We start from the raw sequence: 23,428 nt of genomic DNA on the forward strand, positions 1-23,428 counted from the left end.
GGTGGGAGCGGCGGTGCTCTCGCGGACGATGAGTTCGGTGGCGAGTTCAATGCGGTTCTGGACCAAGGGCTCACCACGGGCGAGCGTCAGCAACATGGTGGTGGCCGCGGCGGCCATGGCGGTGAGCGGCTGGCGAACGGTGGTGAGCGGCGGAATGGCCCATTGCACGGACGGCAGATCGTCGAAACCGACCACGCTCAGATCGTCCGGGATGCGCAGGCCGAGTCGCCGGGCCGCGTGGCAGACGCCGATGGCCTGGCCGTCGTTCGTCGCGAAGATGGCTGTAGGCGGGTCGGGCAGCGCATAGTCGGGGCCGGTGATGATGCCGATCCGGCGGTGCCCCAGCTCCAGCAGGTGACGCGTGGCCGCCAGCCCGCCGCTCCAGTTGCCCGCGCTCACCGACGGGATTCCCTTGCCGGGGTTGTCGGCCGGATCCAGGAGGACGAGGGGGATCTGGCGTCGGGCGAGTTGCTCTCGCTCGGCCTCATCCAGGCTGGAGAACACCGCGATCACCCCGATCCCGGCTGGCAGGCGCCGGGCTCGGCCACGCCTTGAGCAGCCTGGGCAGGCCGCACCGGTGGTCGTGGTGTCGAGGTCGTGCTGCTGGTCAGCGGTGCCGGGCGGCAGGAGTGTGTCTCCGCCTCAGAGCCGACGTTGAGCGCGTCAATCGGGCATGATTACGGCTCGTCCCTTCAGCCGTCCGCTACGTAGCCGGTCCAGCGCCTCAAGGGCAGCGGAGAGCGGGAACTGTTCGACCTCGACATGGAGCGCGCCGGAACGGCCGAGCGCGATCACCTCGGTGAGCTCGGGGCGGGTGCCCCAGAACGGTAGTGAGATCCGGGCGCCCTGGGGGAGCGGGCCTGGTTTCCGGACGCTCAGCCGTCCACCTCCGCTGCCGACCACCATGAGCTCCCCGTCGGCGCGGAGACTCCCGGCGGACAGGTCAAGCGTCGAGTCGGTGCCCACGAAGTCGAGCACGACGTCGACGCCGTGACCGCCGCTCGCGGTCCTCAGGACCCGGCTCGTGTCTCCTGAGATGCCGGTGCTCAGGTGGGCTCCGCATCTGTCGGCGAGACTCAGGGCCTCGTCGCGCACGTCGACGGCGAATACCCGGCTCGGTGTCATCGCGCGGAGCATCTGGATGGCCAGGTGTCCCAGGCCGCCGACGCCGATGACGGCGACCGTCGACCCCTCGCCCAGCGCCGGCCTGCATCGCTGGATGGCGTGGTAGGGCGTCAGGGCGGCATCCGTCATCGGCGCTGCCTGCAGGGGGTCCAACTCGCCGATCGGCTCGAGGTGGCGGGCCGATGGCACGAGGACGTACTCGGCCATCCCGCCGTCGCGGCCGAGTCCGGCTCCAGCCCACGGCAGTTCCGCCCGGCGGTCGCAGTAGTTGTCCTTACCGGCCCGACAGCGCGGGCACTCACCGCAGCCCCATGGGCCGTAGACCGCGACGGGATCGCCGAGGGCGACGTCGGTGACGGCCGGGCCCACGGCCGCGATACGACCGGCGATCTCATGGCCGAGGGTGAACGGTGCCGGAAAGGGCATGCCCGCCGGACCCGCGTCGAGGACGTGCAGGTCGGAGTGGCACAGACCTGCGGCCTCCACTCGTAGCAGGACTTCGCCGTCTCGGGGGGTCGGCCGCTCGACGTCGGTGAGGACCGCCGGAGTGCCCCAGCCCGGAAGCCTGAGCGCTCTCACCGCGCCATCCGGCTCGCCGTGGTGTGAAGTGCGGCCACCGCTCGGCCGCCGATGATCGACATCAGCATGCCTCCCATGCTAGTAAACTGAAGTCAGTTCACCAAACCTGTACTTCCAGGGGGTCGAGGTAGGCGAACCGGCGGCTGATCGTTCCTAGTGAGAGGCGGGCTGCTCCAGGGCGCGGAGGCCGGCGGCGGCCAGCGGCGCGACCGCCTGGCCGGCCGATTCGAACCCGGATCCCCGCGTCATGCCCTGCTGGAAGCGGGCATGGATGCCTTCCGCGATCACGGCGATCTTGAAGTAGCCGAGCCCGAGATAGAAGTCGAGCCGGCCGAGGTCGCGACCACTGACCGCGGCGTAGCGCTGCGCGAGTTCGGCGGGCGTAGGCAAGCGTTCACTGGTGGAGGCGGCCGAGCCGCCGAGGACGGGAGCGAACGCCGGATCCGAGTAGACGAGGTGCAATCCCAGGTCGGCCAGCGGATCGCCGAGCGTGGCCATCTCCCAGTCCACCACCGCGCGAACCTCGGCGGGATCGTTCCGGGCGAGGATGGCATTGTCGATGCGATAGTCGCCATGCACGATCGAGGCGCCACTCTCATGAGGACACCGCTCGGCCAGCCGCGCGTGCAGCCGCTCGATGTCGGCCAGGGGGCGGGTCCGCACCCGTTGCCACTGGTCGTGCCAGCGCCCCACCTGCCTGGCCAGGTAGCCCTCAGGACGGCCGAAAGCCGCCAGCCCGACCGCGGCGGGGTCGACCGCGTGCAACTCGGCCAGCACATCGATCAATCCGTACGAGCAGCGGGCGAGGTCCTCGTCGGACAGCGCGAGCAGGTGGTCCGTGGTCCGGAGCACGACCCCCTCGACGTGCTCGACCACCGAGAAGGGAACGCCCAGCACCTCCGCCCCGGCCAGGACGACCGCGCCGGCGACCGGAACCCGGCTGCCGGCGAGGGCTGCCACGACCTGGAACTCGCGGCCCATGTCGTGCGCCGACGGGGTGAGCCCGCCCAGTGGTGGACGGCGCAGCACCCACTTGTGCCGCCCGTCCATGAGCAGGTACGTCAGGTTCGACCGGCCCCCTTGGAGTAACTCGGCGGTGAGGTGGCCGGTGAACCCGGGCACGCGCTCGGCGAAGAACCGTTCGAGCGCTGGAAGATCCAGGCCGTCGACCACGGACGGGGCCGTGCCGGTCATTGTGCCGCCTCCGCGTCATGCCGGCGCAGCACCCGCCTGGCGATGGCCCAGCGGTGGGTCTCGGACGGTCCGTCATAGATCCTGAACGGGCGGACCTCCCGCAGGTAACGGCTCAACAGGACGTCGCCGGAGATGCCGAGAGCGCCGCAGATCTGCACGGCACGATCGACGACGCGCCAGATCGCCTCCGCGCAGAAGGTCTTGGCGATCGCGGTGGACTGTGACGCGGATTCCTTCCGGTCGAGTTCCCAGCACGCCCGCAGGATGAGGCCACGGGACGCGGCGATGTCGATCTCGTTGTCGGCGATCATCTGCTGGACCATGCCGAGCTCGCCCAGCCGCGACCCGAACAGCCGCCGCTCCGCCGCCCGCGCCACGGCGATGTCCTGCGCCCGCCGTGCGATGCCCAGCCAGCGCATGCAATGCGTCATGCGGGCGGGACCCAGTCTGACCTGGGCGTGGCGGAAACCCTGGTCGACCTGACCGAGCACCGCGTCGTCGCCGACCACGCAGTTGTCGAAGGCCAGCTCGACGTGCCCCCCGTACAGGCTCTCGTCGAGAGTGTCGATGTGCCGGACCGTCTTCATGCCGGGGTTGCCGGCATCGACGAGGAACATCGTCGCGCCACCCGCTTCGCCCTGCCGCCCTGAGGTTCTCGCCATGCAGATCGCGAAACCCGCACCGTCCGCGCCGGTGATGAACCACTTGCGGCCGTCGATGCGCCACCCCTCGTCCACTCGCGTGGCACAGGTGGAGAGTGCGCTCGGATCCGAGCCCGCGCCGGGGGCCGGCTCGGTCATCGCGAAGCAGGAGCGGACCTCGCCCGCGGCGAGAGGCCGCAGGTAGCGTTCCTTCTGCTCGCCGGTGGCGATGGCCTCAAGCATGTGCATGTTGCCTTCGTCCGGCGCCGCGATGTTGAGTGCGAGCGGTCCCAGGAGGGAGTAGCCGGCCTCCTCGAACACCGCCGCCCGGCCGAGCATGTCCAGCCCGAGCCCGCCGTACTCCCGCGCGACGTGCGGGGCGAAGATCCCGGCCTGCTTCGCGGCCTGCTGCAACTGCCTGCGGACGTCCTCCGACCGTACGACGCCACGATGTCGCTCTTCAACGGGCATCACCACCTCGCGGATGAACGTCGCGGTACGCCGGGCGACATCGGCGACAGCTGGACCGGGGGCAAGGTCGACGGCCATGGAGCCTCCCATGTGGCTAATCATCGTTAGCCGAACTGTAGCGCGCAACCATGGCTGTGCAAGACCAAGGGGCTAAGATGTGTTAGCCGAAGGGAGGCGCTGTGGACAGGCTCGATCACATCCGTGCGGTAGCGCTGGAGTTGTTCGCCGACAAGGGGTACGAAGCGACCACGATGGCCGACATCGGTGCCATGGTGGGGATGCGCGCGCCCAGCCTGTACAAGCACGTCAACTCCAAGCAGGATCTGCTCGCCGAGATTATGGCCGTGACGATGCGGGAGCTGCTCGCCGCCCACCGTGCGGCGGTCGCGACCACGACCGACCCCGTCGAGCGCCTGCGGCGGGCGAGCGAGGCCCACGTCCGCTATCACGCCCGGCACCGGCGTGAAGCGTTCGTCGGGAACCGGGAGATCCGCAGTCTTGTCGAGCCTCATCGCGGCCGCGTGCTCGACCTGCGCGCCGAGTACGAGACCTGCTTTCGCGATCTCGTACGAGCGGGGATCGCCGCGGGAGCGTTCTCCGTGACCTCGGAGCGGCTCGCGTCCTACGCGATCCTCGACCTCGGCATGGGATTGGCGGCCTGGTACCGCGATGACGGCGAGCACAGCGAGGACGCCGTCGTGTGGCAGTACAGCGAGTTCGCGCTCCGCATCGTGGGCTCTGGATGCTGATCAGCTCTCTGGCGACTACGACAAGGGTCAAGACTTGAATTGAATTGAGTTTGGTCTATCGTGGCACGCGGATGGCAACCACCCCCGCCGACCAGCCGATCCGGGCAGAGGAGAGCCGCGTGAGCGCAGAGAAGACCGATCTGCTGATCATCGGTGCGGGCATGGCAGGGCTGACCGCCGGTGCCCGCGCGGCACGCGATGGACTGTCCGTGGTGATCGTCGAGATCAGCGAAGACGTCGGCGGGTCCGCCCGCTTCGCCGGATACGCCTGGACTGCCCCGAGCCACGACGTCATGGAGAAGCACAATCCCCACGGAGACGTCTCGCTGAAGCGCGCCCTGGTGGACCGGTTCGCCGACGGCATCGCGTGGATCCGCTCCATCGGCGTCGAGGCCAAGGACGCGCAACGCGTCCTCAGCTTCGGCCGCGGACACCGGTTCGACACCAACCACTACGTCGACACCTGCCGTCGGCTCATCCTTCAGGGCGGCGGCGAGCTGCTGCTCAACACCGACACCGAACACCTGGTGGCGGAGCACGGGGTCGTGGTCGGAGCGCGACTGAGGTCAGCCGACGGCACGTCGAGGGAGGTCCAGGCCCGCTCGACGCTCATCGCGACCGGCGGTTTCCAGGGCGACCTCGGACTCCGAACCGCTCATGTACACCCGCACGCCGACCGCATGGAGTTGCGCTCGAATCCCCACAGCCGCGGCGGCGGCTACCGTCTGGCCACCCAGGTCGGCGCGGCCACCGGTCATGAGGACGCCGGCTTCTACGGCCACCTCATCCCCAGCGGCCTGTCCTTCGCCGATCCGTCGGATTTCGTGGACCTCTCGCTCTACTACAGCGAGCACGCCCTCCTGTTCAACCTGGACAACGAGCGGTTCGTGGATGAGACGAAGGGCGACCACCTCACGACCATGGCGTTGCTGGAGCAGCCCGGCAGTCGCGGTCTCCTCGTCGCCGACGCCCGGGTGTTCCGCGACTGGGTCCTCGGCTCCTACGTCGAGGGAGCCGTCGCCGTCGACAAGTTCGCCCTGGCGAGCAAGCGAGGAGGCCGCGTCGGAGTCGCCGAGGACCTGGACGAGCTGGCCTTCCTGCCCGAGGAATGGGGCTACCGGGGCAAGGCCGTTCGCGACGGCGTCGAGGCGTTCAACGAGCGCGCTTCGGCAGGGCTGGAGCTGCGGCCCGGCCGGGAGCTGGACCGCCTCCCGCTCGACGAAGCGCCGTACTACGTCATCGAGACGGTGCCGGCCATCACCTTTCCGTTCCACGGCCTGCGCGTCGACGACCACGCCCGCGTCCTGCGCGGGGACGGCGAACCGCTCGGCGGACTCCTCGCGGCGGGGTCTGACGTCGGCGGCTTGTGGCACCGCGCCTACGCCGGCGGTATCGCCGCAGCTCTCGTCTTCGGGCTCACCGCGGCCGACACCGCCCTGAAGGCGGCGGCGACGTGAGATTCCCGGTAGAGGACCTTGCTTCCGCGCGCGGAATTCACCCTACGGTCATCGATAAGGAGCCACCCATGGCCACCGAAACGCCCCTGCTCGACGCGTGGTTCGCCACGATGGACTCCGACGAACCGGAACGTGTGCTCAAGAAGATCACCGATGACTTCCAGATGTCAGTGGTGTTCTCCAAGGGAGACGCCCAGACCGCCGAGTTCTGCGGCGACCGTGCGGGCCTGGTCGGCTACCTCCAGCAACGCGAGAAGAACACGCTCGTTCATCACCTGGTCCGGGCCACGGCCGTCGGCGACGTGGAGTTGGGGTTCGGGCTGGTGACGCGGGACGGCCGGTTCGAGGCGTCGTTCAACGTGAGCGCGCTCGTGGATCCCGCGTCCGGCAAGTGCCGCCGACTGCTGATCTGCCGGACTCCTGAGATCGCCTTTCCCCTGAGCGAGCAGTGAGCGACCAGCGAGCGAAGGGAACCGACGGCATGACCGGAACCACCAACGGCCGATTCGCGGGGACGATCGCTCTGGTCACCGGAGGCGGCTCCGGAATCGGCGCCGCAGTCGTCCGGCAGCTCGATCGCGAGCAATGCGCCGCGATCTATGTGGCCGACGTCAACGAGGTCGGAGCGCGTACGGTGGCCGCGACGACCAAAACCGGCCGCCCGGCCGCCCTGGACGTCACCGTCGCCGCCGCTGTCGAAGCGCAGGTCGAACGGATCGTCGAGGCACACGGCCGGCTCGATGTGGTGGTGAACACCGCGGGAGTCGACGACCCGCGCGCCAAGAAGCGGATCCTGGCCGCCCAGCAGTCAGGGGAGCCCCTCGACGTGTTCCGGCATCTCGAGGACGAACAGTGGCGCCGGGTCATGGCGATCAACCTCGACGGGTCGTTCCACGTCCTGCGTGCCGCGGTGCGCGCGATGATCCCGGCGGGTCGCGGCGCCGTGGTCATGGTCGGATCGTCGGCGGCCTTCGACACGCTGACGGGCTACGCCCACTACGCGGCGTCCAAGGCGGGCGTACACGCGCTCGCGCAGTCGGTGGCCAAAGAGGCGGCGGCGTTCGGCGTACGGGTCAACGTCGTCGCGCCGGGTCCCGTGGACACCCCCATGGCGGCCCGAACTCCCACGGCCGTCAGGCAGGCGTTGGAAGCATCGGGACCGGTGGGGTATGCCTCCCCGGAAGAGCTTGCGGACAACATCCTGTACCTCGCCTCTCCTGGCGCCTCGAACGTGGTGGGTGCCGTGCTGCTGAGCAACGGCGGGCGATTCACGGTCTGAGACCCCCTGACCCAGTTTTGAAGTCCACCAACGCATGGCGGCCGGCCCGTCGATGGCCGGTCGGAAAAGGAGATTGCCGTGAAAGCTCGACTGTCCGGACGCGTAGCCCTGGTCACCGGCGCGACCGGCGGAATCGGCGAGGCAGTCATCCGCCGGTTCGCCGAGGAGGGCGCGGCGGTCGTGATCACCGACGTGGACGCGGGACGCTGTGAAGAGGCCGCCGAGAAGGTCACGGCGGCGGGTGGACGCGCCCTTGGCATGGGCCTCGACGTCACCGACGAGCAGGCCTGGGAGGCGGTGGTGAACGAGGTGGACGGGCGGTTCGGCGGCATCGCCGTACTGGTCAACAACGCCGGCATCGCCAAGATGACGAACGTGGAGACGGAGACGCTGGAGACCTGGGAAGCGGTCGTCGCGGTGACCCAGCGCGGGGTCTGGCTGGGGATGAAGCACGTCGGCCCGGTGATCGAGCGCTCCGGTGGGGGCTCGATCGTCAACGTCTCGTCGATCTTCGGCACGGTTGGCGGATTCGGTGGGCAGTTCTCCTACCACGCCGCCAAGGGCGCGGTCCGACTGATGACGAAGAACGCGGCGCTCTATTGGGCGACGCGGGGGGTCAGGGTCAACTCGCTGCACCCGGGATTCATCGAGACCCCGTTGTCACGCAAGCTCTGGCGGGGGACGCCCCGGCTCGACCTGATGGTCGACAACACCCCGATGGGCCGGTTGGGCAGCACTGACGAAGTCGCCAACGCCGCGCTCTTCCTGGCCTCCGACGAGGCGAGCTTCATCACTGGTTCCGAGTTGTACGTCGACGGCGGCTACACCGCCCGCTGAGGCCGGCTATGGCGGCGCGGACCGGACGCCGATCACTCCGCGCCGCCGTCCACCCGCGTGTACCTGCCCACCTCGCCGTCGAGCTCCACTGTCACCTGTCCGCGCGCGACGAGGACGTCGAGGTGGGCGACCGTCTCATTGACCGCGAGCATCTGATTGAAGTCGTCCAGGCCGGCGAACGGCACCTCTCGCCGGGTCCAGGTCAGCTGCCGCGCGACCGCGTACCCGTCGAGGGTCCGCGTGCCGAGAGCCCGTAGTGCCTGCGCCAGCCGTACGTCATGATGGGCCAGCAACTCGGCGACGCGCGCATGGGCGCTCTCGGTGACCGGGCCGTGCGCGGGCAGCAGCCGCGCGTCGGCGAAGCGGGTCATCAGCCGCAGCGAATCGAGGTAGTCGGCCAGGGGGCGCTCGGACTCGCCGAGCTCGAAGCCGATGGACGGCGTGATGTGCGGCAGGACGTGGTCACCAGCGAACAGCAGACCCCCCGCTTCGTCCAGGTAAACCACGTGCCCCTTGGTGTGGCCGGGCGTGGGGATGACATGGAGAGCCCGCCGGCCGAGCTTGAGAACCCCGGCGCTGAGCCAGCCGTCCGGCGCTTCCCAGTCGCTCGCGGTGAAACCACCGTGGTCAACGCCCGACAGCCGGTCGGCGAGGTCGCCGGCGCCGCCACGGCGGAGCACTCGCAGCGAGGTGACCGGCACGTCACTGCGCACCTCGCCCAACAGCTCCAGGCCCTGCCGCTCGCCGGCACCGAGGTACACTCGCGACCCCAGCAGCCGGCGCAGCGCCACGGCCTGTGTGTAGTGATCGCGATGGATGTGGGTGACGAAGATCTTCGTGATCTGACCCAGGTCGTACCCCACCGATGCCATGGCCTCCTCGAGGGCCCGGCGGGAGTGGGGCAACGCCCAGCCGCCGTCGATCATGACAATGCCGTCGTCCTCTTCGAGCAGGTAGACGTTGACGGCACGCAGCCCGTCACCCGGAAGCGGCAGCGGAACGCGGTGCACTCCGGACTGGATCAGCTCGGCTCCGGACTCGACCCACTGGCCCCCCCGGGCAGGTGCCGTCACTTCTCCGCCTCGCGGGCCTGGCCGGCCAGGCCCGCGAGCAGGTCACAGGCGAGGTCACGGGCGCCGGCTCGGGAGATCTTGCCGACCGTGGTCTGCGGCAGCTCGTCGACGGCGAACACGAACTCGGGCCACTTCGCTTTGGAGAGCCCCACCTCCTGCAGGTGCCGGCTGATCTCATCGAGCCCGATCCCGCCTCTGTCAGCGGAGGTCACCAGCGCGGCCACCCGTTCACCGAGAATCTCGTCGGGGACCGGCACCACACAGGCCTGCGAGACATCCGGATGAGACGCGACGGCGCGTTCCACCTCGGTGACGTCGATGTTACGGCCGCCGCGGATGATCACATCTTTCTCCCGGCCCATGACGCTGACGGTCCCGTCCTCGTTGGTCATCATGAGATCACCGGTCGGGAAGAACCCGTCCGCGGTCACCTCCGGAGGGTCCAGCCTGCCCTCATGCGCATACCCGAGGAACAGCGACGGCCCGCGCACCTGGGCCCGGCCGACCTCACCCCGCCGTACCTCACGGCCATCCTGGCCGACCACCCGAAGCTCGGTGCCGGGAAACGGACGGCCGTCACGGCCGAGCCGGATCTCCACCGGCTCCTCCGGCGACGGCGAGGTGTGACCCAGGCACTCCGACATCCCGAACACCCGCAGGATCCTGGTGCCCAGCGACTCCTCGGCCCGGGTCATGGCCGCCACGTCCATCGGACCGCCACCGACGGTGATCGAACGTACGCCCTGGAGCGCCCGCGACCCGGAAGCGGCGGCGCCCAGTTGGAGCGACATGGTCGGCACGCACATGGTCCACCGCACCCGCGTCTCGGCCATCCGAGCCAGTACCACGGCGGGGTCCCACCTGCGCCACAGGACCAGCGGACCGCCCAGCGACAGGGCCAGGAAGACCCCGAAACAGTACGCCGCGGTGGACGACAGCGGCACGATCGCGGCAATCGCGTCCCCGTGGCGCAGGCCGTTGATGGCGATGGTGTGCGAGCAGGCGTACCGCAAGGCGTCCTCGGACTGCACCACCCCCTTGGGCCGTCCCGTCGACCCGGAGGTCAGCCCGATCAGCGAACCTCCGGACCACCGCGAGACGTCCCGTGGCCCATCGCTTGACCAGGCCGCCCAGCCGTCCAGCACCTCGTGCCGGCCCGCGCCGGCCATCAGGGCGGGCACGGCCCACTCCTCAAGGGCGGAGGGTTCGGCGACCACGGCGTCGGGCCGGATGTCCTCGAAGGCCGCGGCGAACTCGGCGTCGGTCGTGTGCCGGTTGACCACCGCCAGCACGCCGCCGCTCATCCCCACGGCAAGGCTCGCCGCGACAGTCCGCCACGAGTTGTCGGCCTGCACCAGCACGGTCCCGGCACCACCCGGGCCGGTCACGGCGTCAGCGAGCTCGGCCGCATGAGTGAGCAGCTCGCGTGCGGTGTGACTACCCGAATCGTCGATGACGGCCACGGAATCCGACTCCTCGGCCCGCCGCCGGAACTCACTCACTACCTGTCGCATACGCTTTCCTCGCATCACTCACGCTGGTCAGCCCGTGAACATTTCCTTCTCGGTTCCCATCACGGCGAGTCGGCGGCCCCTCATGTCGCCGACCTGGGCGACCGCCGCAGCCCACTCGGGGCTGTCCAGCGCTTTCCGGAGGTCTTCCGCGCTGTCGAAGCTGAGCACCGACACCCCGTCCCAGCCCTCGGAACGGGTGTCGAACGCCGCGTCTATCTCGGTGTGCCGCCACGCCCGCAGCCCCGGCAGCCGATAGGTGAGCTCCGCGTGCTCGACCCGCCACCATGCGATGAACTGCTCGTGGGTCCACTCCGGCGGCCGCGCGGCCAGCAGTACGAGGTTGTACATGAGGTCTCTCCTCTACTGATCAGCGGCCGGCCAGTCCAGCAGCTCGAACGAGGTCGTGAAAAAGGACTGGTAGCGGAGCATCTTCCCGTTGGCCGACACGACGGCCGCGGAGTGGAACGTTCCGGTGGGCTTACCCGACTCGACGACCACCCCGTAGACCATCTCGAGGTTCCCGTCGACCGCCGAGCGGAGGACCTTGTGTACCCGCTCGACCGCGTTGCGGCCGGAGATGTACCGGGCGAAGTCCTCCTTGGATTGTCCGCTCACCTGACCGCCGGGGAGAGCGAGCAGGAACCGGAAGTCCGGCTCCACGCACTCGAGCGCCTTCTCCGGGTTCTGGCTGTCCATGCAGGCCATGTACTCTCGCAACACCATGATCATCGATCCTCCTCAGCATCAAGGAAAGCAGGTGAGCCGGTGTCACCGGTCTGGGGGTGTGAAGAAGTCGCCTTCCGCCACGAACTGGCCACCCTTCACGACCACCTTCTGCACGCTGCGGGTCCCGAGGTGGTTGGCGGCGCTGAAGTTCATGACCGGCGCGACACCAGGATCGATCTTGCCCGCCTTCTCGTACGCCTGGACAAGCGACTGCGAGGTGATCGGGCCTTGTACGGTCTGCGCGATCTGGACGAAGACCTTGGCTGAGGCCCACCCCCAGAGAGCGATGAAGTCGGCGGCCTGCTTCGGCTCGTACTTGGCCATCGCGTCGCGGAACTCCTTGACCGACGGATCGCTGTCGCTCGGCGCCTTGACCAGTTGCACCGCCTTGAAGCCTTCTGCGGCGTCACCGGCGAGGGTGAGCGTGGAGGCCGCCGCCGTGGGCGCGTAGCCGTAGGCAGGCACGGACAGGCCCTGCAGTTTGGCCTCCTTGAGGAAGGCCGCGGCCTCCGGCGAGGCGAGGATCACGATCACCGCGTCGGGCTTCTTGGCCTTCACCTGCGTGATCGTCGGACTCCAGTCGGTGGACTGGAACTTCACCGACAACAGCTCGGCGCTGCTGCCCGGACTGACCTTCTGCAGGACGGGCCCGACCTGCTTGGCCACGTTGACGAACGCGGCGGGGTCGCTGTGCACGACCAGTACCTTCTTCGCGCCGTCCTCCGCCGCCCAGGCCGCCAGCGCCGCCGCCTGGTCCTCGTAGAGGGTCTGGACCCCGAACAGGCCGGGACGGGGCGGGGTGTACCAGCTGGCGGCGCCGCCCAGCTCGTTGAGAATCGGAATCTTCGACTGCTGCAGGACGAAGGGGAAGCTCGCCTCGCCCTGCGCGGTGCCGTTGGCGGCGACGATGGCCACGACCTTGTCCTGGCCGATCAGCTCCCGGGCGATCTGGACGGTCTGCTGGGGGTCGAAGGCGTTGTCCTTGACGATCCAGTTGATCTTGCGCCCGTTGATGCCGCCCTTGTCGTTGATCATCTTGAAGTAGGCGTCGGCGCCCGCGCGCTGCGGGACGCCGGAGGCGGCCACGGGGCCCGTGAGTGGGTACCAGGCACCGATCTTGATTTCTTTGTCGTCCGCGGCGTTGGAGCCACCACCGCAGGCGCCCGTGGCGAGCACGAGGGCCGCGACGCAGGTGGTGAGAAGGTGCGTTGAATGGAGGCGCATGACGTACTCCCACAACTGAGTTCAGTTCAGTTTACGGGACTCTATCGCCGCGCTCACACTCGGGCAATAGCCTGATGAGCCAAACGCGGTGCTTTCATCCCGACACAGAGCGACCGGCACGGCCTTCCCCACTGGCCATGCCGGTCGTCGGACCATCGGCTACGGTGCGACCATCCGCACGCAGCAGTCTTCGGTCAGCTCGCTCACGTTGGACAGAGTCACCGGACCTCTGGGGCGATACCATCGCCAGACGCTCACGATCATGCCGAGCATGTTCAGGGCCAGCGTGTGCGCGTCACGGCGGACGAAGGCGCCCTCGTCCATCCCTCGCTGGAGCAGCTCGGTCCACGCGTCCTCGATCCTATGGACCAGCTCGCGAGCGGCGAGCCGCTCGGCCTCCTCCTTCTTCGAACTACGCGGCACCGCGAGGATCGCCAGGTTGTTCTGCAAGATCCGCATCTGCGCCACATCGCGGTCGGACACCACGTACGCCGAGCGCACCGCTTCCCGCAACGCCTCCATCGGGTCCGGCTGGTCGTCGGTCGCCTTCACGAACATCTCCAGCGAACGCTGGAGCTCAAGCCGCATGATCGTGAGCAGGCAGTGGGCCTTCGACTCGAAGTAGTGATAAAGGGCTGTCTGCCCGATTCCTACCTGATCGGCAACCACCGACCACTTGGTGGCGTCGTAGCCGTTCTTGCCGAAATTCTTGATCGCAGCCGTCAAGATGGCCCCCCGTTTGGAACGGGGACCTTCGTCCGGCTCCGTGATCTTCGCTGCCTTCATCACCCCACCCCTGACATCTGCGCCGAAGAACGTCGCGACCTGGCCAAAGCCCCATGGTCGAGCTGACTTGAACTCGGTTCTACTCCCATTCCAGGTCATCATACTCACAAGAACGCGCCCGCCCAGGTCGAGCTCGGGTTCTCGCGGCAGGCCGGCAACCGACGGCGCGCGTCTGGTCAGTTGTCACGCTTGCAGGGATTGCCGGGCCCTTTGGCGGACCAGTCCATGGGCTGAGAGAGGCCGCCGCTCGTCGGTGTGACCGCGCTGGCCGCCGTCCGGAAGCAGCCGGCTCTCAGGAGCGGCAAGCTCACGGAGGACGGCCACGCCGAGCCGCGTTGGATCCGGTAAGCACCACCGGCCACGCTGGCCCGCGCGGGGGCGGTGAGAGCACACGGAAGGATGTTGAAGCCCGTGCAGGCGGAATCGGGCGTCTGGGTCGTGAGGGTGAGGCGGAGTGAATGTCCCGGAAGCACGGCCCACAGACGGGGGTGGAGCGCGATGTCGAAGCGTGTCACCACACCGGGCGTGAGGTAGTCGTCACCGGTCAGCCGGTTGAAGGGGCGGATGATCGTCCCGTTTCGGTCGCGCCAGTTCTTGGCGGGATCCAGGGCACGCTGACTGCCGAGGACCGCCCCGAACGTGATGGGCGCCGCCGTCCCGTCGGGCGCGACGTCGGCGAGGGTGGCGATCAGTTGGAGGTTGGTGTTGCTGGAACTCGCGTACACGGCCGCGCTGACGGGTCCCGCCAGGGTGGCGCCGTCCGCGAGGGGAGGCGTCGAGTACGTGAGCGTGCTGCCCGCCACGCTCGGCTGGGCCCACGCGATCGCGTCACTGCCCCTTGACGGCCGGGACGACTTGAGCGCTCCGTTCGCGTGGAGATAGTAGGTGGTGTAGTCCGGGACGATCGGGTAGCGCGCCGCGTTGATCCAGCGGTCCGTGCGTAGCTCGTACAGGTGCATCGGGGTGTCGGTCCGCTCGATGCCGGTGTTCTTGCGCTTCAGCCATGTGTCGTACCACTCGAGCATGATGGTGTTGTCGAGGCCCTGACCGTGTCCCCACGGGCCGACGATGATCTGGTAGCGACCGGTGGTCGGCTGCCTGGGATCCATCGCGGCCTGGACGGGGCGGTCGTGGTAGGCGTTCTGCAGCGCCGTGTAGAACTCGGTTGCGCCCCGGATGACGACGTCGTCCCATCCGCTCCAGAGCAGGGCGGGGATGTCGTTGTCCACGATGCTCTGGGCGAAGGTGATGGGCTGGCGGGCCCGCCAGAAGTCCCGGCTGTAGGCGGCGTCACCACCGCTCTCGATGTTCGCGACCAGATCGGCGAAGAAGGCTTTCGCCGAGGGTGTGTCGCCCACGGAGGCGGCCGCGCGGCGCAGGAACGGGAAGTCTCCGGTCAGGATCCCGTTCACCAGGAAGGTCTCCCGGAGGTAGTCCTGCGCGGTACACGTGGGAATGATCGCTTTGAGGGGCGAGCCGCGGCCGACGTTGGCGGCCGTGTAGAGCTGGGTCTCTCCGGCATAGGAGCAGCCATATCCACCGACGATGCCGTTGGAGCCGTCCAGTTCGTGGGCCGCCCAGTCGACGGTCCGCACACCGTCTCGGTGATCCCGTGCCGACACGTACCCGAACTCGCCGCCCGACGTGCCGCTGCCTCGCGATCGAACGGTCGCGAAGATGTAGCCGTACGGGACGAAGAAGGAATTGACGTCATCCGTGTACGGCGTCTGTTGCAAGATCACTGGAAACCGGCCGGCGGCACGCCGGCCGGTGGCCGGATCGGTCGGGTAGGCCACTGTGGCCGTGAGCGTCACACCGTCGTCCATCCGCACCGGGACGTTCGACAGGATCGTCGTTCCGTAGCGGGCCGGTCCTGGCTCCCATCGCCCGCCCGGCCATGGAGTCGGCGCTTGGCGATCGGCCCGCGCGGGTGCCCAGCCCCCGGCGAGCATTCCCGTGGTGAGCAGGCCTGTGAGTAGAGCGGAGCACACTCGTCGACGCCACGAAGCGCCCATCATGCACCATCCTCGATCAGTCTTTCCCGAACTGAACTCACTTAAGCTAGCAACGAGAACGGCATGGGCACGAGACCTATACAGCGAAATTGAATTCAGTTAAGGTTCACCGACATTCCGAATGAGGAGGCCACCCATGCCGTTCGTTCTCATCCACGGCGCCGGCTTCGGCGCGAACTGCTGGGACGAGCTGATCCCCCACCTGAACGCTCAGGCGCTGGCGGTCGACCTTCCCGGCCGCGGGACGAGGGCCGGAGTCGGGCTCGACACGGTCACCCTCGCGGACTGCGCCGACGCGGTCCGAGAGGATGTCGAAGCCAAGGATCTGCGGGACGTGGTGCTGGTCGGTCACTCCTTCGCGGGAGTCACGGTGCCGCGTGTCCTGGACCTCATACCGGACCGGATTCGGCACGTCGTTCTCGTCTCGGCCGTGGTTCCTCCCGACGGATCCCGGGTGCTCGACCAGATCGACCCCGGCGTACGGGATCTGGTCGAGCAGTCCATCGCCGGCGGCGTCTACCACCAGACCCGCGAGGGCGCCGCCGCGATCCTGTGCGAGGACATGGACGAGGCGACCACCGTGTCCACGCTGGATCGGCTGATCGACGACTCGGCCGCCCTGCTGAGCGAGACCGTGGACCTGAGCGGATACCGGCGCGAGATCCCGCGGACGTACCTGCACCTCACGCGGGACCTGTGTTACGTCGAGGAGCTCCAGCAGCGATCCATCGCACTGCTCCGGCCGGACGTCATCGATCTCGACACCGGCCACCTGGCGATGATCAGCGCGCCCGGAAAGCTCGCCGCCATCCTCAATACCATTCACGGCTGATCACCGGGTCGGCCCGCCGCGATTCCAGCGGGCCGGCTCTCATACCCGCTCGACGATTGTGGCGTTCGCCATCCCGCCCCCTTCGCACATCGTCTGCAGGCCGTACCGTCCGCCGGTTCGGCGAAGCTGGTGCACCAGGGTCGTCATCAGTCGCGCTCCTGTGGCGCCCAGCGGATGGCCGAGCGCGATCGCTCCCCCGAACGCGTTGGTCCGTTCGGGGGACGCGCTGGTCTCCTTCTGCCAGGCCAGCACCACCGAGGCGAACGCCTCGTTGATCTCGATCAGGTCCATGGCGTCGATGGACAGCCCGGCGCGGTCGAGAATCTTCTCGGTGGCCGGGATGGGTCCGGTGAGCATGTAGATCGGGTCCGAGCCCACCACGGCCATGCTGTGGACCCGGGCCAGCGGCGTGAGCCCGTGGCGGCGCACCGCGTCCTGCGAGGCGACAAGCAGTGCGGCGGCGCCGTCCGAGATCTGGCTGGACACCGCGGCGGTCAGCCGGCCGCCCTCGCTGAGCGTCCTGAGCCCCGCCATCTTCTCCAGAGTGGTGTCGGCCCGCGGTCCCTCGTCGGCCTCCAGGCCGAACGCCGGCACCACCTCGTCGGCGAAGACCCCGTCCGCCCAGGCGGTGACCGCGCGCCGGTGACTGTTCATGGCGAACCGCTCCATGTCCTCCCGCGAGACATCCCACTTCCGCGCGATCAGTTCGGCGCCGCGGAACTGCGACACCTCCTCCTCGCCGAAGTGGGTCCGCCAGCCCTCCCCGTCGTACGGCATCCCCATGCCCTCGCGTTCGCCCACGATGGCCGGGCTCATGATGGGCACCAGGCTCATGACCTCGACGCCGCCCGCGACGACGAGGTCGGCGGTGCCGGACATGACCGCTTGGGCGGCGAAGTGGACGGCCTGCTGCGACGAGCCGCACTGCCGGTCGATGGTCGTGCCGGGCACGTGCTGGGGAAGCCCCGCGGCCAGCCATGACGTACGGGCGATGTTCCCCGTCTGCGCCCCGATCTGGCTGACGCAGCCGAAGTAGACGTCATCGACGGCCCCGGGGTCGATCCCGGTGCGGGTGACGAGCGAACGCAGGACATGGGCGCCCAGGTCGGCGGGGTGGACCTGGCTGAGCGCTCCCTTGCGGCGGCCGACTGGGGTACGGACGGCATCGACGATGAAGGCTTCGGCCACAGTTTTCTCCGGTCATTCGGTGGGATGGGGGAAAGAGAACCGAGGAGGACGCTTGCCCAGGAAGGCGGCGACGCCTTCGACGCCCTCGGGGGACGCCGCCGTCTCGGCGAGAGAGCGGGCCTCACGATCCAGGTGCGGGTCGAGGTCGCCGGACAGGGCGGCGGAAACGAGCCGCCTGGTCGCGCCGAGGGCCCTCGTCGCCCCCAGGGTGAGCGCGGTGGCCACGCGTCGCGCTTCCTCCGGCAGCCGTTCGGCGGCCACCACGGACGTCACGAGCCCCATGTCGGCCGCTTCCCGTGCGGAGATCCGGCGATTGGTGAGCAGCAGTTCCAGGGCCCGCTTGGGGCCGACCAACCGGGGCAGCGACCAGGTCACCCCGGCATCGGGTGAGTATCCGATGCCCGTGTAGGCGAGCACGAACGTCGCGTCGTCCGCCGCGACGGTGAGGTCGGCCGCGGCGGCCAGGCCCACGCCGGCGCCGGCCACCGCTCCCTGGACCTGCGCGACGAGCGGTGCGTCCATCCGGGCGAAGATCCGCAGGGCTCCGTGCAGCGCGTCGGTCACCTCCATGAGATGGTCCTTGAGCGCCGCACCCCGCAACGCGGAGAACTCGCGCAGGTCGCCGCCGACGCAGAAGGATCGTCCCTCACCACGCAGCAGGACGGCCCGGACGTTCTCCTCCAGGCAGGCCCGGGCGGCGTCGCGCAGCCCGCGCGCCAGGTCCAGATCAATGGCGTTGCCGCGGGCGCCGCGGCACATGACGATGTCCGCCACTCCGTCCAGCACTTCTACCGTGACAGCGGGAAGCGCGCTCATCTCGCCGTCCAGCCGCCGTCGACGACCAGAACCTGTCCGGTGCAGTACGACGAGGCGTCCGAGGCGAGGAAGAGCAGAGCGCCGTCGAGCTCGGCGGGGTCCCCGCCACGGCGCAGCATCGTGTTCTTCTCGATCCACCGGCCGGCCTGGGCGTCGGCGAACAGCTCCTCGGTCATCTCGGATCGGAACCAGCCAGGTGCCAGCGCGTTGACCCGCACGCCGGCCGGACCCCACTGGCCGGCCAGCTCACGGGTCAGTCCCATCAGCCCCGCCTTGGAGGCCGCGTAGCTCGCGCCGCCTATCGGGGCCGCCGACACCAGGCCCAGGATGGAGGCGACGTTCACGATGCTGCGGCCGGTGCCGGACACCGTGGCCATGAGGCGGGCCAGATGGAACGGAGCGACCAGGTTCACCGCGAGAACGTCCGCGAAGTCCTGTGAGCTCTCGTCCTCGGCGCGGGGTCCGCCCGCGACGCCGGCGTTGTTGATCAGGACGTCGAAACGGCCGGTCTCCGCCAAGGCGGTCGCGACCAACCGTTCGCGATCGTCCTCGCGGCTGACGTCACAGGCCATCGGATGGATACGGGAATCACCGGCCGCCAGCTCCGCCAGCCGGTCGGCCCGCCTGGCCGCCGCGAACACGGTCGCCCCGGAGGAGGCCAGGACCGCCGCGAAGCGGGCCCCGAGTCCGGAGGAGGCACCGGTGACCACGGCGGTCCGCCCGCTCAGGGAGAACAGGTGGTCGATCACTCGTCGACCCCGATCGGCAGGGCCAGCGCGCCGCCGTCGATGACGAGGACCTGGCCGGTGATCCAGGACGAGGCTTCCGAGGCCAGGAAGAGCGCCGCGCTTGCCACATCCTCGGGCGTGCCCAGCCGCCGCAGCGGCAGCTTCGCGGTGAGGATGGGCTCGCGCGCCTCCCAGACGGCCCGCGCCAGCTCGGTCTTGATCAGTCCCGGCGCGATGGCGTTGACGCGCGCCTTGGGGCCGAGCTCGTAGGCGAGCTGCCGGGTCATATGGATCATGGCGGCCTTGGTGGCGTTGTAGTAGCCGATGTGCGGGTCGACGATCAGCCCGCCCACCGACGCGATGTTGACGACGGCGCCTCCGTGCTCGGCCATCGAGGCATTCCAGGCGCAACGGGTCCAGGCGATCATCCCGTACTGGTTGACCCGCACCGTCTTCTCCGCGCGGGGCAGGTCGAGGTCGAGCAGGTCGCCGTGGTACGGGTTGGTGGCGGCGTTGTTGACCAGGACGTCCACCCGGCCGAAGCGCTCCATCGTCTCGTCGATACAGCGCTGCGCCTGCTCCGGCTCGCCGGCGTTGGCCACGACGGTGTGCACACCCCCGCTTGCCTCGGTGCGCAGCAACTCGGCACGTGCGCCGGCCAGTCCCTCCGCCTTGCGCGCGGCGATGACCACGTGCGCTCCCGCGGCCCGATAGGCGTGCGCGATCGCCAGCCCGATGCCGCGGGACCCACCGGTGATCACCGCTGTCCGGCCGTCGAGCACGTTCATGCTGCCCCCTTCTTCGTGTACTTGGCCAGCTCCTGGCGGGCGACGGTGCGCAGGTGGACCTCGTCGGGCCCGTCGGCGATGCGCAACGCCCTGGTGATCGCGAACAACCGGGCCAGGACGGTATCGTCGCTGACCCCGGCCGCGCCGAATGCCTGGACGGCCCGATCGACCACCTTGTGGGCCACCTCGAGCGCCGCCACTTTGATCGCCGCCACCTCCATGCGGGCCGCGGAGTTGCCGCTGGTGTCCATCAACCACGCCGACTTGAGCACCAGCAGCCGCAACTGCTCGATCTCGATCCGGCTGCGCGCGATCCATTCCCGCACCACGCCCTGGTCGGCCAGCGGCCCGCCGAACGCCTCGCGGTCGAGCACCCGCCGGCACATGAGCCCCAGAGCTCGTTCGGCGAACCCGACCGCGCGCATGGCGTAGTGCATCCGGCCGGGTCCGAGCCGTCCCTGGGCGAGCGCGAAGCCGTCGCCTTCGCCGCCGAGCAGGTTGGCGGCCGGCACGCGTACGTCCTCGAAGAGCACGTCACCGTGTCCGAGCCGGTCGGTGTAGCCGAACATGGGCAGGTCGCGCAGGACCGTGATGCCGGGGGTGTCCCGGGGGATGAGCAGCATGCTCTGCTGACGGTAGGTCGGCGCCTCCGGGTCGCTCACTCCCATGAGGATGATCAGCCGGCAATCCGGATCAAGGATGCCCGAGGTGTACCACTTATGGCCGTTGACGAGGTAGCTGTCGCCGTCACGGGTGATCCTGGTGCGGAGGTTGCGCGGGTCGGAACTGGCCACGTCGGGCTCGGTCATGGCGAAGCACGACCGAATCTCGGCCTCCAGCAGCGGGCGCAACCACCGCTCCTGCTGCTCGGGGGTGCCGAACAGCGCGAGCAACTCCATGTTCCCGGTGTCCGGGGCGGAGCAGTTGAACACCTCGGGTCCGATGATGGAGCGGCCGGCGAGTTCGGCGAGCGGCGCGTACTCGAGGTTGGTCAGCCCCGCGCCCCAGTCGCCGTGGGACATGAACAGGTTCCACAGACCCTCGGCGCGGGCCTTCTCCTTGAGTTCGAGCATCACGGGAGGAAGGGCGTGCGGGTCGTCGGCGTGGGCGAGCTGCCGGTCGTACACGATTTCGCTGGGGTAGACGTACTGCTCCATGAACGACCGCATCCGGACCTGAAGCTCGGAAGCGTGGGGGGAGAATTCAAAGTCCACGATGTCCTCGATTTCATGAAAAGAGGTGGTCAGCCGAGAAGGTCGCGGGCCATGCGGATCATGGCGGCGATCGTCGGCGGCAACCGTTCCTGATCCGGGTCGTGGATCCGGCCCTCGCGGTGACGGCGCAGGTTGTGGCCCATGATGGCGGCCATCTTCATCCGGCCGAGCGCGCGGAACCAGTCGAAGTCGGGCAGCGGCGGAGCGCCCGCGAGGTAGGCGTCCAGCAACTCCGCCTCGGTCGGCAGCCCGGCGAGCTCCTTGCCCAGCGCGGGGAAGTTGCGGTGGTCGGCGAACAGCAGGAACCAGCCGAGGTCCGTCCGCGGGTCACCGACGCTCCAGATCTCCCAGTCGACGACGGCCGCCGCTTCCTCCGCCCAGCACAGGACGTTGCCCAGCCGGAAGTCCCCGTGCACCAGGACCGGCGGCAGGTCGTCGGGCACCGCCTGGGCGAGCCGATGGAGCAGTTCCTCGCTCCCGGGGCGGAGCTCGGCGGGGACCGCGCGCATCGTGCGGCTCCACTGTTCGAGCTCGGCGGTCGCGTCGCGGGGCGGCGGCGCGTCCAGCGTGAGGGAGGCGACGTCGAGGTCGTGCAGGCGGCGCAGCACACCGGCGATCTCCACCATGCGGGCGCGGGCGAGCGCCGGGTCGAGATCGTGCTCGTCGAGCACCGGTTCCACGGCCTCGCCGGAGACGAACTCCATGGCGAACCAGGCCGGTTGCCGCTCGTCGACGGCCACGATCTCGGGGACGGGCACCGCCGTGCCGGCCAGCGCCTGGAGCACCCGCGCCTGGCGGAGCATGTCGTTACGGCCCACCGGCCGTTCCGCATGCGGGACCGCCTTGACGACGTACCTGCGCTCTCCCACCATGACCACGTAGGTGAGCCCGGAGTGGCCGCCGGCGAGTGTCTCCAGCGGGCCCACCCGCCGGCCTGGGAACGCGCTGACAACCCGGTCGGCCAGGTCCGGCGAAGCGACGTCGGCGGTCATCGTGACGGCTCCTTGGGCAGGCCGAGCACCCGCTCGGACAGGATGGTGCGCTGGATCTCGTCGGTGCCGCCGGCGATGCTGTAGCCGGGAGCGCCCAGCAGCTGCTCGGTCCAGGCGAAAGTGCCCCACTCTCCCGTGTCGGCGACCAGGCGCGGCCCGAGAAGCTGCAGGACCAGGTCACTGGTGCGGCGCATGGTCTCGGTGGCGTAGAGCTTGCCCACCGACGCCTCGGCGCCCGGTTCGCGGCCGGAGACCAGCGCCGCGGTCACGCGGAGCCCGATGACGCGCTGAACGAGAGTGCGTACGTACAGGTCCGCCGCGAGGTTCTGCTCATGGCCGGTGAGCGGTCGTGGCAGGTGCCGGGCCAGTTCGATGGCGCGGTCGGCGTTGTCCAGGCCGAGGGAGCCGGAGTCCAGCCGTTCGGCGGCCAGCACCGTCAGGGTGACCCGCCAGCCCTCGCCGATGGGGCCGAGCCGATCGGTGTCGGGTACCACGACACCGTCGAGGTAGACCTCGTTGAAGCTGGTCCCGCCGGTCATCTGCCGGATGGGGCGGATGGTGACGCCTGGGGCGTCCATCGGCACCATGAACACGGTGATGCCCGCGTGCTTGCGCACGTCCGGGTCGGTGCGGCACACGGCGACGCCCCAGGACGCGACCGTCGCCCCCGAGGTCCACACTTTGTGTCCGTCGAGCACCCAGTTGTCGCCGTCGCGAACCGCCCGGGTACGGACCGCGGCCAGGTCGGAACCGGCCTCGGTCTCGGAGAACAGCTGACAGGCCAGCTGGTCCGTGCGCAGCATGGGCCGGATCCAGCGCCCCTGCTGCTCGGGCGTGCCCCAGATCCGGATGGCCGGGGCCACCAGCTGCTGGGTGACCGGAAAGATCTCGGTGCGGCGCGGGACGTCGAAGGCCGCTTCCTCTTGCCGGTAGAGCTGCTCGTAGAACACGGGCAGACCACGTCCGCCGAACTCCTCCGGCCAGCTCAGCGCGCCCCAGCCCGCGTCGTACCGGGTCATCTCCCAAGCCCGGATCCGTTCGGTGTGCTCGCGCTCCTCCTCTTCCGACCAGTTCTCGAAGACCGCTACCGAGTCGTCTCCGGTGCCCCAGGCGCCGCTCGCCTGCCGCGGCCGGGCGGCCGACGCGAGCCAGTCGGCGGCCTCTGCCCTGAACTTCTCAGGTGCTGGAATGTCGCTCATC

The 23,428-nt window shown here is 69.3% G+C and carries 23 protein-coding genes and 1 pseudogene; 6 read left to right on the forward strand and 18 right to left on the reverse strand.

Translation table 11 applies throughout. The features are described 5' to 3' along the window. Nucleotides 1–72 precede the first annotated feature (72 nt). The 4 genes and pseudogenes from AB0B91_RS04985 to AB0B91_RS05000 all read right to left on the reverse strand — a co-directional run. Nucleotides 73–513, reverse strand: a pseudogene (locus AB0B91_RS04985) (substrate-binding domain-containing protein); the annotation flags it as partial. 150 nt (nucleotides 514–663) lie between these two features. Continuing rightward, complete coding sequence (locus tag AB0B91_RS04990; protein WP_358315785.1) at nucleotides 664–1,704, reverse strand: NAD(P)-dependent alcohol dehydrogenase; 1,041 nt, start codon at nucleotides 1,702–1,704, stop codon at nucleotides 664–666. Nucleotides 1,705–1,857: 153 nt separating this feature from the next. Continuing rightward, complete coding sequence (locus tag AB0B91_RS04995) at nucleotides 1,858–2,898, reverse strand: phosphotransferase family protein (protein ID WP_358315788.1); 1,041 nt, start codon at nucleotides 2,896–2,898, stop codon at nucleotides 1,858–1,860. Continuing rightward, the gene (locus tag AB0B91_RS05000; protein WP_358315791.1) at nucleotides 2,895–4,088 is read right to left on the reverse strand and encodes an acyl-CoA dehydrogenase family protein; all 1,194 of its coding nucleotides are present in this window, start codon (nucleotides 4,086–4,088) and stop codon (nucleotides 2,895–2,897) included. The genes AB0B91_RS04995 and AB0B91_RS05000 overlap by 4 nt, the downstream gene beginning before the upstream one ends. A gap of 101 nt (nucleotides 4,089–4,189) precedes the next feature. On the opposite strand from AB0B91_RS05000, the gene AB0B91_RS05005 reads away from it, so the two are divergent. From AB0B91_RS05005 to AB0B91_RS05025, 5 genes are all read left to right on the forward strand, one after another. Further along, nucleotides 4,190–4,759, forward strand: coding sequence for a TetR/AcrR family transcriptional regulator (locus AB0B91_RS05005; RefSeq protein WP_358315794.1), 570 nt, complete (start codon nucleotides 4,190–4,192; stop codon nucleotides 4,757–4,759). Nucleotides 4,760–4,878: 119 nt separating this feature from the next. Next, nucleotides 4,879–6,216 carry an FAD-binding protein gene (locus tag AB0B91_RS05010; RefSeq protein WP_358315795.1) on the forward strand — a complete coding sequence of 446 codons (1,338 nt, stop codon included), beginning with the start codon at nucleotides 4,879–4,881 and terminating at the stop codon, nucleotides 6,214–6,216. Between the two features lie 68 nt (nucleotides 6,217–6,284). Further along, a complete protein-coding gene (locus AB0B91_RS05015) occupies nucleotides 6,285–6,668 on the forward strand; it encodes a hypothetical protein (protein WP_358315799.1) in 384 nt (127 codons plus the stop codon). Between the two features lie 29 nt (nucleotides 6,669–6,697). Further along, nucleotides 6,698–7,495 (forward strand): SDR family NAD(P)-dependent oxidoreductase, encoded by a 798-nt coding sequence (locus tag AB0B91_RS05020; protein WP_358315803.1) that lies wholly within the window; start codon nucleotides 6,698–6,700, stop codon nucleotides 7,493–7,495. 78 nt (nucleotides 7,496–7,573) lie between these two features. Continuing rightward, on the forward strand, nucleotides 7,574–8,332 hold the full coding sequence (locus AB0B91_RS05025; protein ID WP_358315806.1) for an SDR family NAD(P)-dependent oxidoreductase: 759 nt from the start codon (nucleotides 7,574–7,576) through the stop codon (nucleotides 8,330–8,332). Nucleotides 8,333–8,364: 32 nt separating this feature from the next. On the opposite strand, the gene AB0B91_RS05030 is transcribed toward AB0B91_RS05025, so the two are convergent. From AB0B91_RS05030 to AB0B91_RS05060, 7 genes are all read right to left on the reverse strand, one after another. Next, a complete protein-coding gene (locus AB0B91_RS05030) occupies nucleotides 8,365–9,405 on the reverse strand; it encodes an MBL fold metallo-hydrolase (protein WP_358315810.1) in 1,041 nt (346 codons plus the stop codon). After that, on the reverse strand, nucleotides 9,402–10,919 hold the full coding sequence (locus AB0B91_RS05035; RefSeq protein ID WP_358315812.1) for a class I adenylate-forming enzyme family protein: 1,518 nt from the start codon (nucleotides 10,917–10,919) through the stop codon (nucleotides 9,402–9,404). The genes AB0B91_RS05030 and AB0B91_RS05035 overlap by 4 nt, the downstream gene beginning before the upstream one ends. A gap of 27 nt (nucleotides 10,920–10,946) precedes the next feature. Continuing rightward, nucleotides 10,947–11,267, reverse strand: coding sequence for an EthD family reductase (locus AB0B91_RS05040; protein ID WP_358315815.1), 321 nt, complete (start codon nucleotides 11,265–11,267; stop codon nucleotides 10,947–10,949). A gap of 12 nt (nucleotides 11,268–11,279) precedes the next feature. After that, nucleotides 11,280–11,648: a nuclear transport factor 2 family protein gene (locus AB0B91_RS05045; RefSeq protein ID WP_358315817.1), complete on the reverse strand. Its 369-nt coding sequence runs from the start codon at nucleotides 11,646–11,648 to the stop codon at nucleotides 11,280–11,282. 39 nt (nucleotides 11,649–11,687) lie between these two features. Beyond that, nucleotides 11,688–12,869 carry an ABC transporter substrate-binding protein gene (locus AB0B91_RS05050; protein ID WP_358315820.1) on the reverse strand — a complete coding sequence of 394 codons (1,182 nt, stop codon included), beginning with the start codon at nucleotides 12,867–12,869 and terminating at the stop codon, nucleotides 11,688–11,690. Between the two features lie 159 nt (nucleotides 12,870–13,028). Next, the gene (locus AB0B91_RS05055; protein WP_358315823.1) at nucleotides 13,029–13,595 is read right to left on the reverse strand and encodes a TetR/AcrR family transcriptional regulator; all 567 of its coding nucleotides are present in this window, start codon (nucleotides 13,593–13,595) and stop codon (nucleotides 13,029–13,031) included. 236 nt (nucleotides 13,596–13,831) lie between these two features. Beyond that, nucleotides 13,832–15,673, reverse strand: coding sequence for a CocE/NonD family hydrolase (locus AB0B91_RS05060; protein WP_358315826.1), 1,842 nt, complete (start codon nucleotides 15,671–15,673; stop codon nucleotides 13,832–13,834). A gap of 133 nt (nucleotides 15,674–15,806) precedes the next feature. Between AB0B91_RS05060 and AB0B91_RS05065 the strand changes: the two genes are divergently transcribed. Continuing rightward, nucleotides 15,807–16,502: an alpha/beta fold hydrolase gene (locus AB0B91_RS05065; protein WP_358315829.1), complete on the forward strand. Its 696-nt coding sequence runs from the start codon at nucleotides 15,807–15,809 to the stop codon at nucleotides 16,500–16,502. A 39-nt stretch (nucleotides 16,503–16,541) separates the two neighbouring features. On the opposite strand, the gene AB0B91_RS05070 is transcribed toward AB0B91_RS05065, so the two are convergent. Genes AB0B91_RS05070 through AB0B91_RS05100 form a run of 7 tightly spaced genes read right to left on the reverse strand, consistent with a single transcriptional unit; the run spans nucleotide 16,542 to nucleotide 23,427 of the window. Beyond that, nucleotides 16,542–17,690 (reverse strand): acetyl-CoA C-acetyltransferase, encoded by a 1,149-nt coding sequence (locus AB0B91_RS05070; protein ID WP_358315833.1) that lies wholly within the window; start codon nucleotides 17,688–17,690, stop codon nucleotides 16,542–16,544. Nucleotides 17,691–17,702: 12 nt separating this feature from the next. Next, nucleotides 17,703–18,506 carry an enoyl-CoA hydratase-related protein gene (locus tag AB0B91_RS05075; RefSeq protein WP_358315836.1) on the reverse strand — a complete coding sequence of 268 codons (804 nt, stop codon included), beginning with the start codon at nucleotides 18,504–18,506 and terminating at the stop codon, nucleotides 17,703–17,705. Continuing rightward, on the reverse strand, nucleotides 18,503–19,255 hold the full coding sequence (locus AB0B91_RS05080; protein ID WP_358315839.1) for an SDR family oxidoreductase: 753 nt from the start codon (nucleotides 19,253–19,255) through the stop codon (nucleotides 18,503–18,505). The genes AB0B91_RS05075 and AB0B91_RS05080 overlap by 4 nt, the downstream gene beginning before the upstream one ends. Beyond that, nucleotides 19,252–20,022 (reverse strand): SDR family oxidoreductase, encoded by a 771-nt coding sequence (locus tag AB0B91_RS05085; RefSeq protein ID WP_358315842.1) that lies wholly within the window; start codon nucleotides 20,020–20,022, stop codon nucleotides 19,252–19,254. Before AB0B91_RS05085 ends, AB0B91_RS05080 begins: the two co-directional genes overlap by 4 nt. Beyond that, entirely contained in the window at nucleotides 20,019–21,236 is a 1,218-nt protein-coding gene (locus AB0B91_RS05090) for an acyl-CoA dehydrogenase family protein (protein ID WP_358315845.1), read from the reverse strand. The genes AB0B91_RS05085 and AB0B91_RS05090 overlap by 4 nt, the downstream gene beginning before the upstream one ends. A 29-nt stretch (nucleotides 21,237–21,265) precedes the next feature. Continuing rightward, nucleotides 21,266–22,228 (reverse strand): phosphotransferase family protein, encoded by a 963-nt coding sequence (locus AB0B91_RS05095; protein ID WP_358315848.1) that lies wholly within the window; start codon nucleotides 22,226–22,228, stop codon nucleotides 21,266–21,268. Continuing rightward, nucleotides 22,225–23,427 carry an acyl-CoA dehydrogenase family protein gene (locus AB0B91_RS05100; protein WP_358315851.1) on the reverse strand — a complete coding sequence of 401 codons (1,203 nt, stop codon included), beginning with the start codon at nucleotides 23,425–23,427 and terminating at the stop codon, nucleotides 22,225–22,227. The genes AB0B91_RS05095 and AB0B91_RS05100 overlap by 4 nt, the downstream gene beginning before the upstream one ends. Between the last annotated feature and the right edge of the window lies 1 nt (nucleotide 23,428).

Source organism: Nonomuraea sp. NPDC049141, from assembly GCF_040648415.1.
Lineage (GTDB): Bacteria > Actinomycetota > Actinomycetes > Streptosporangiales > Streptosporangiaceae > Nonomuraea.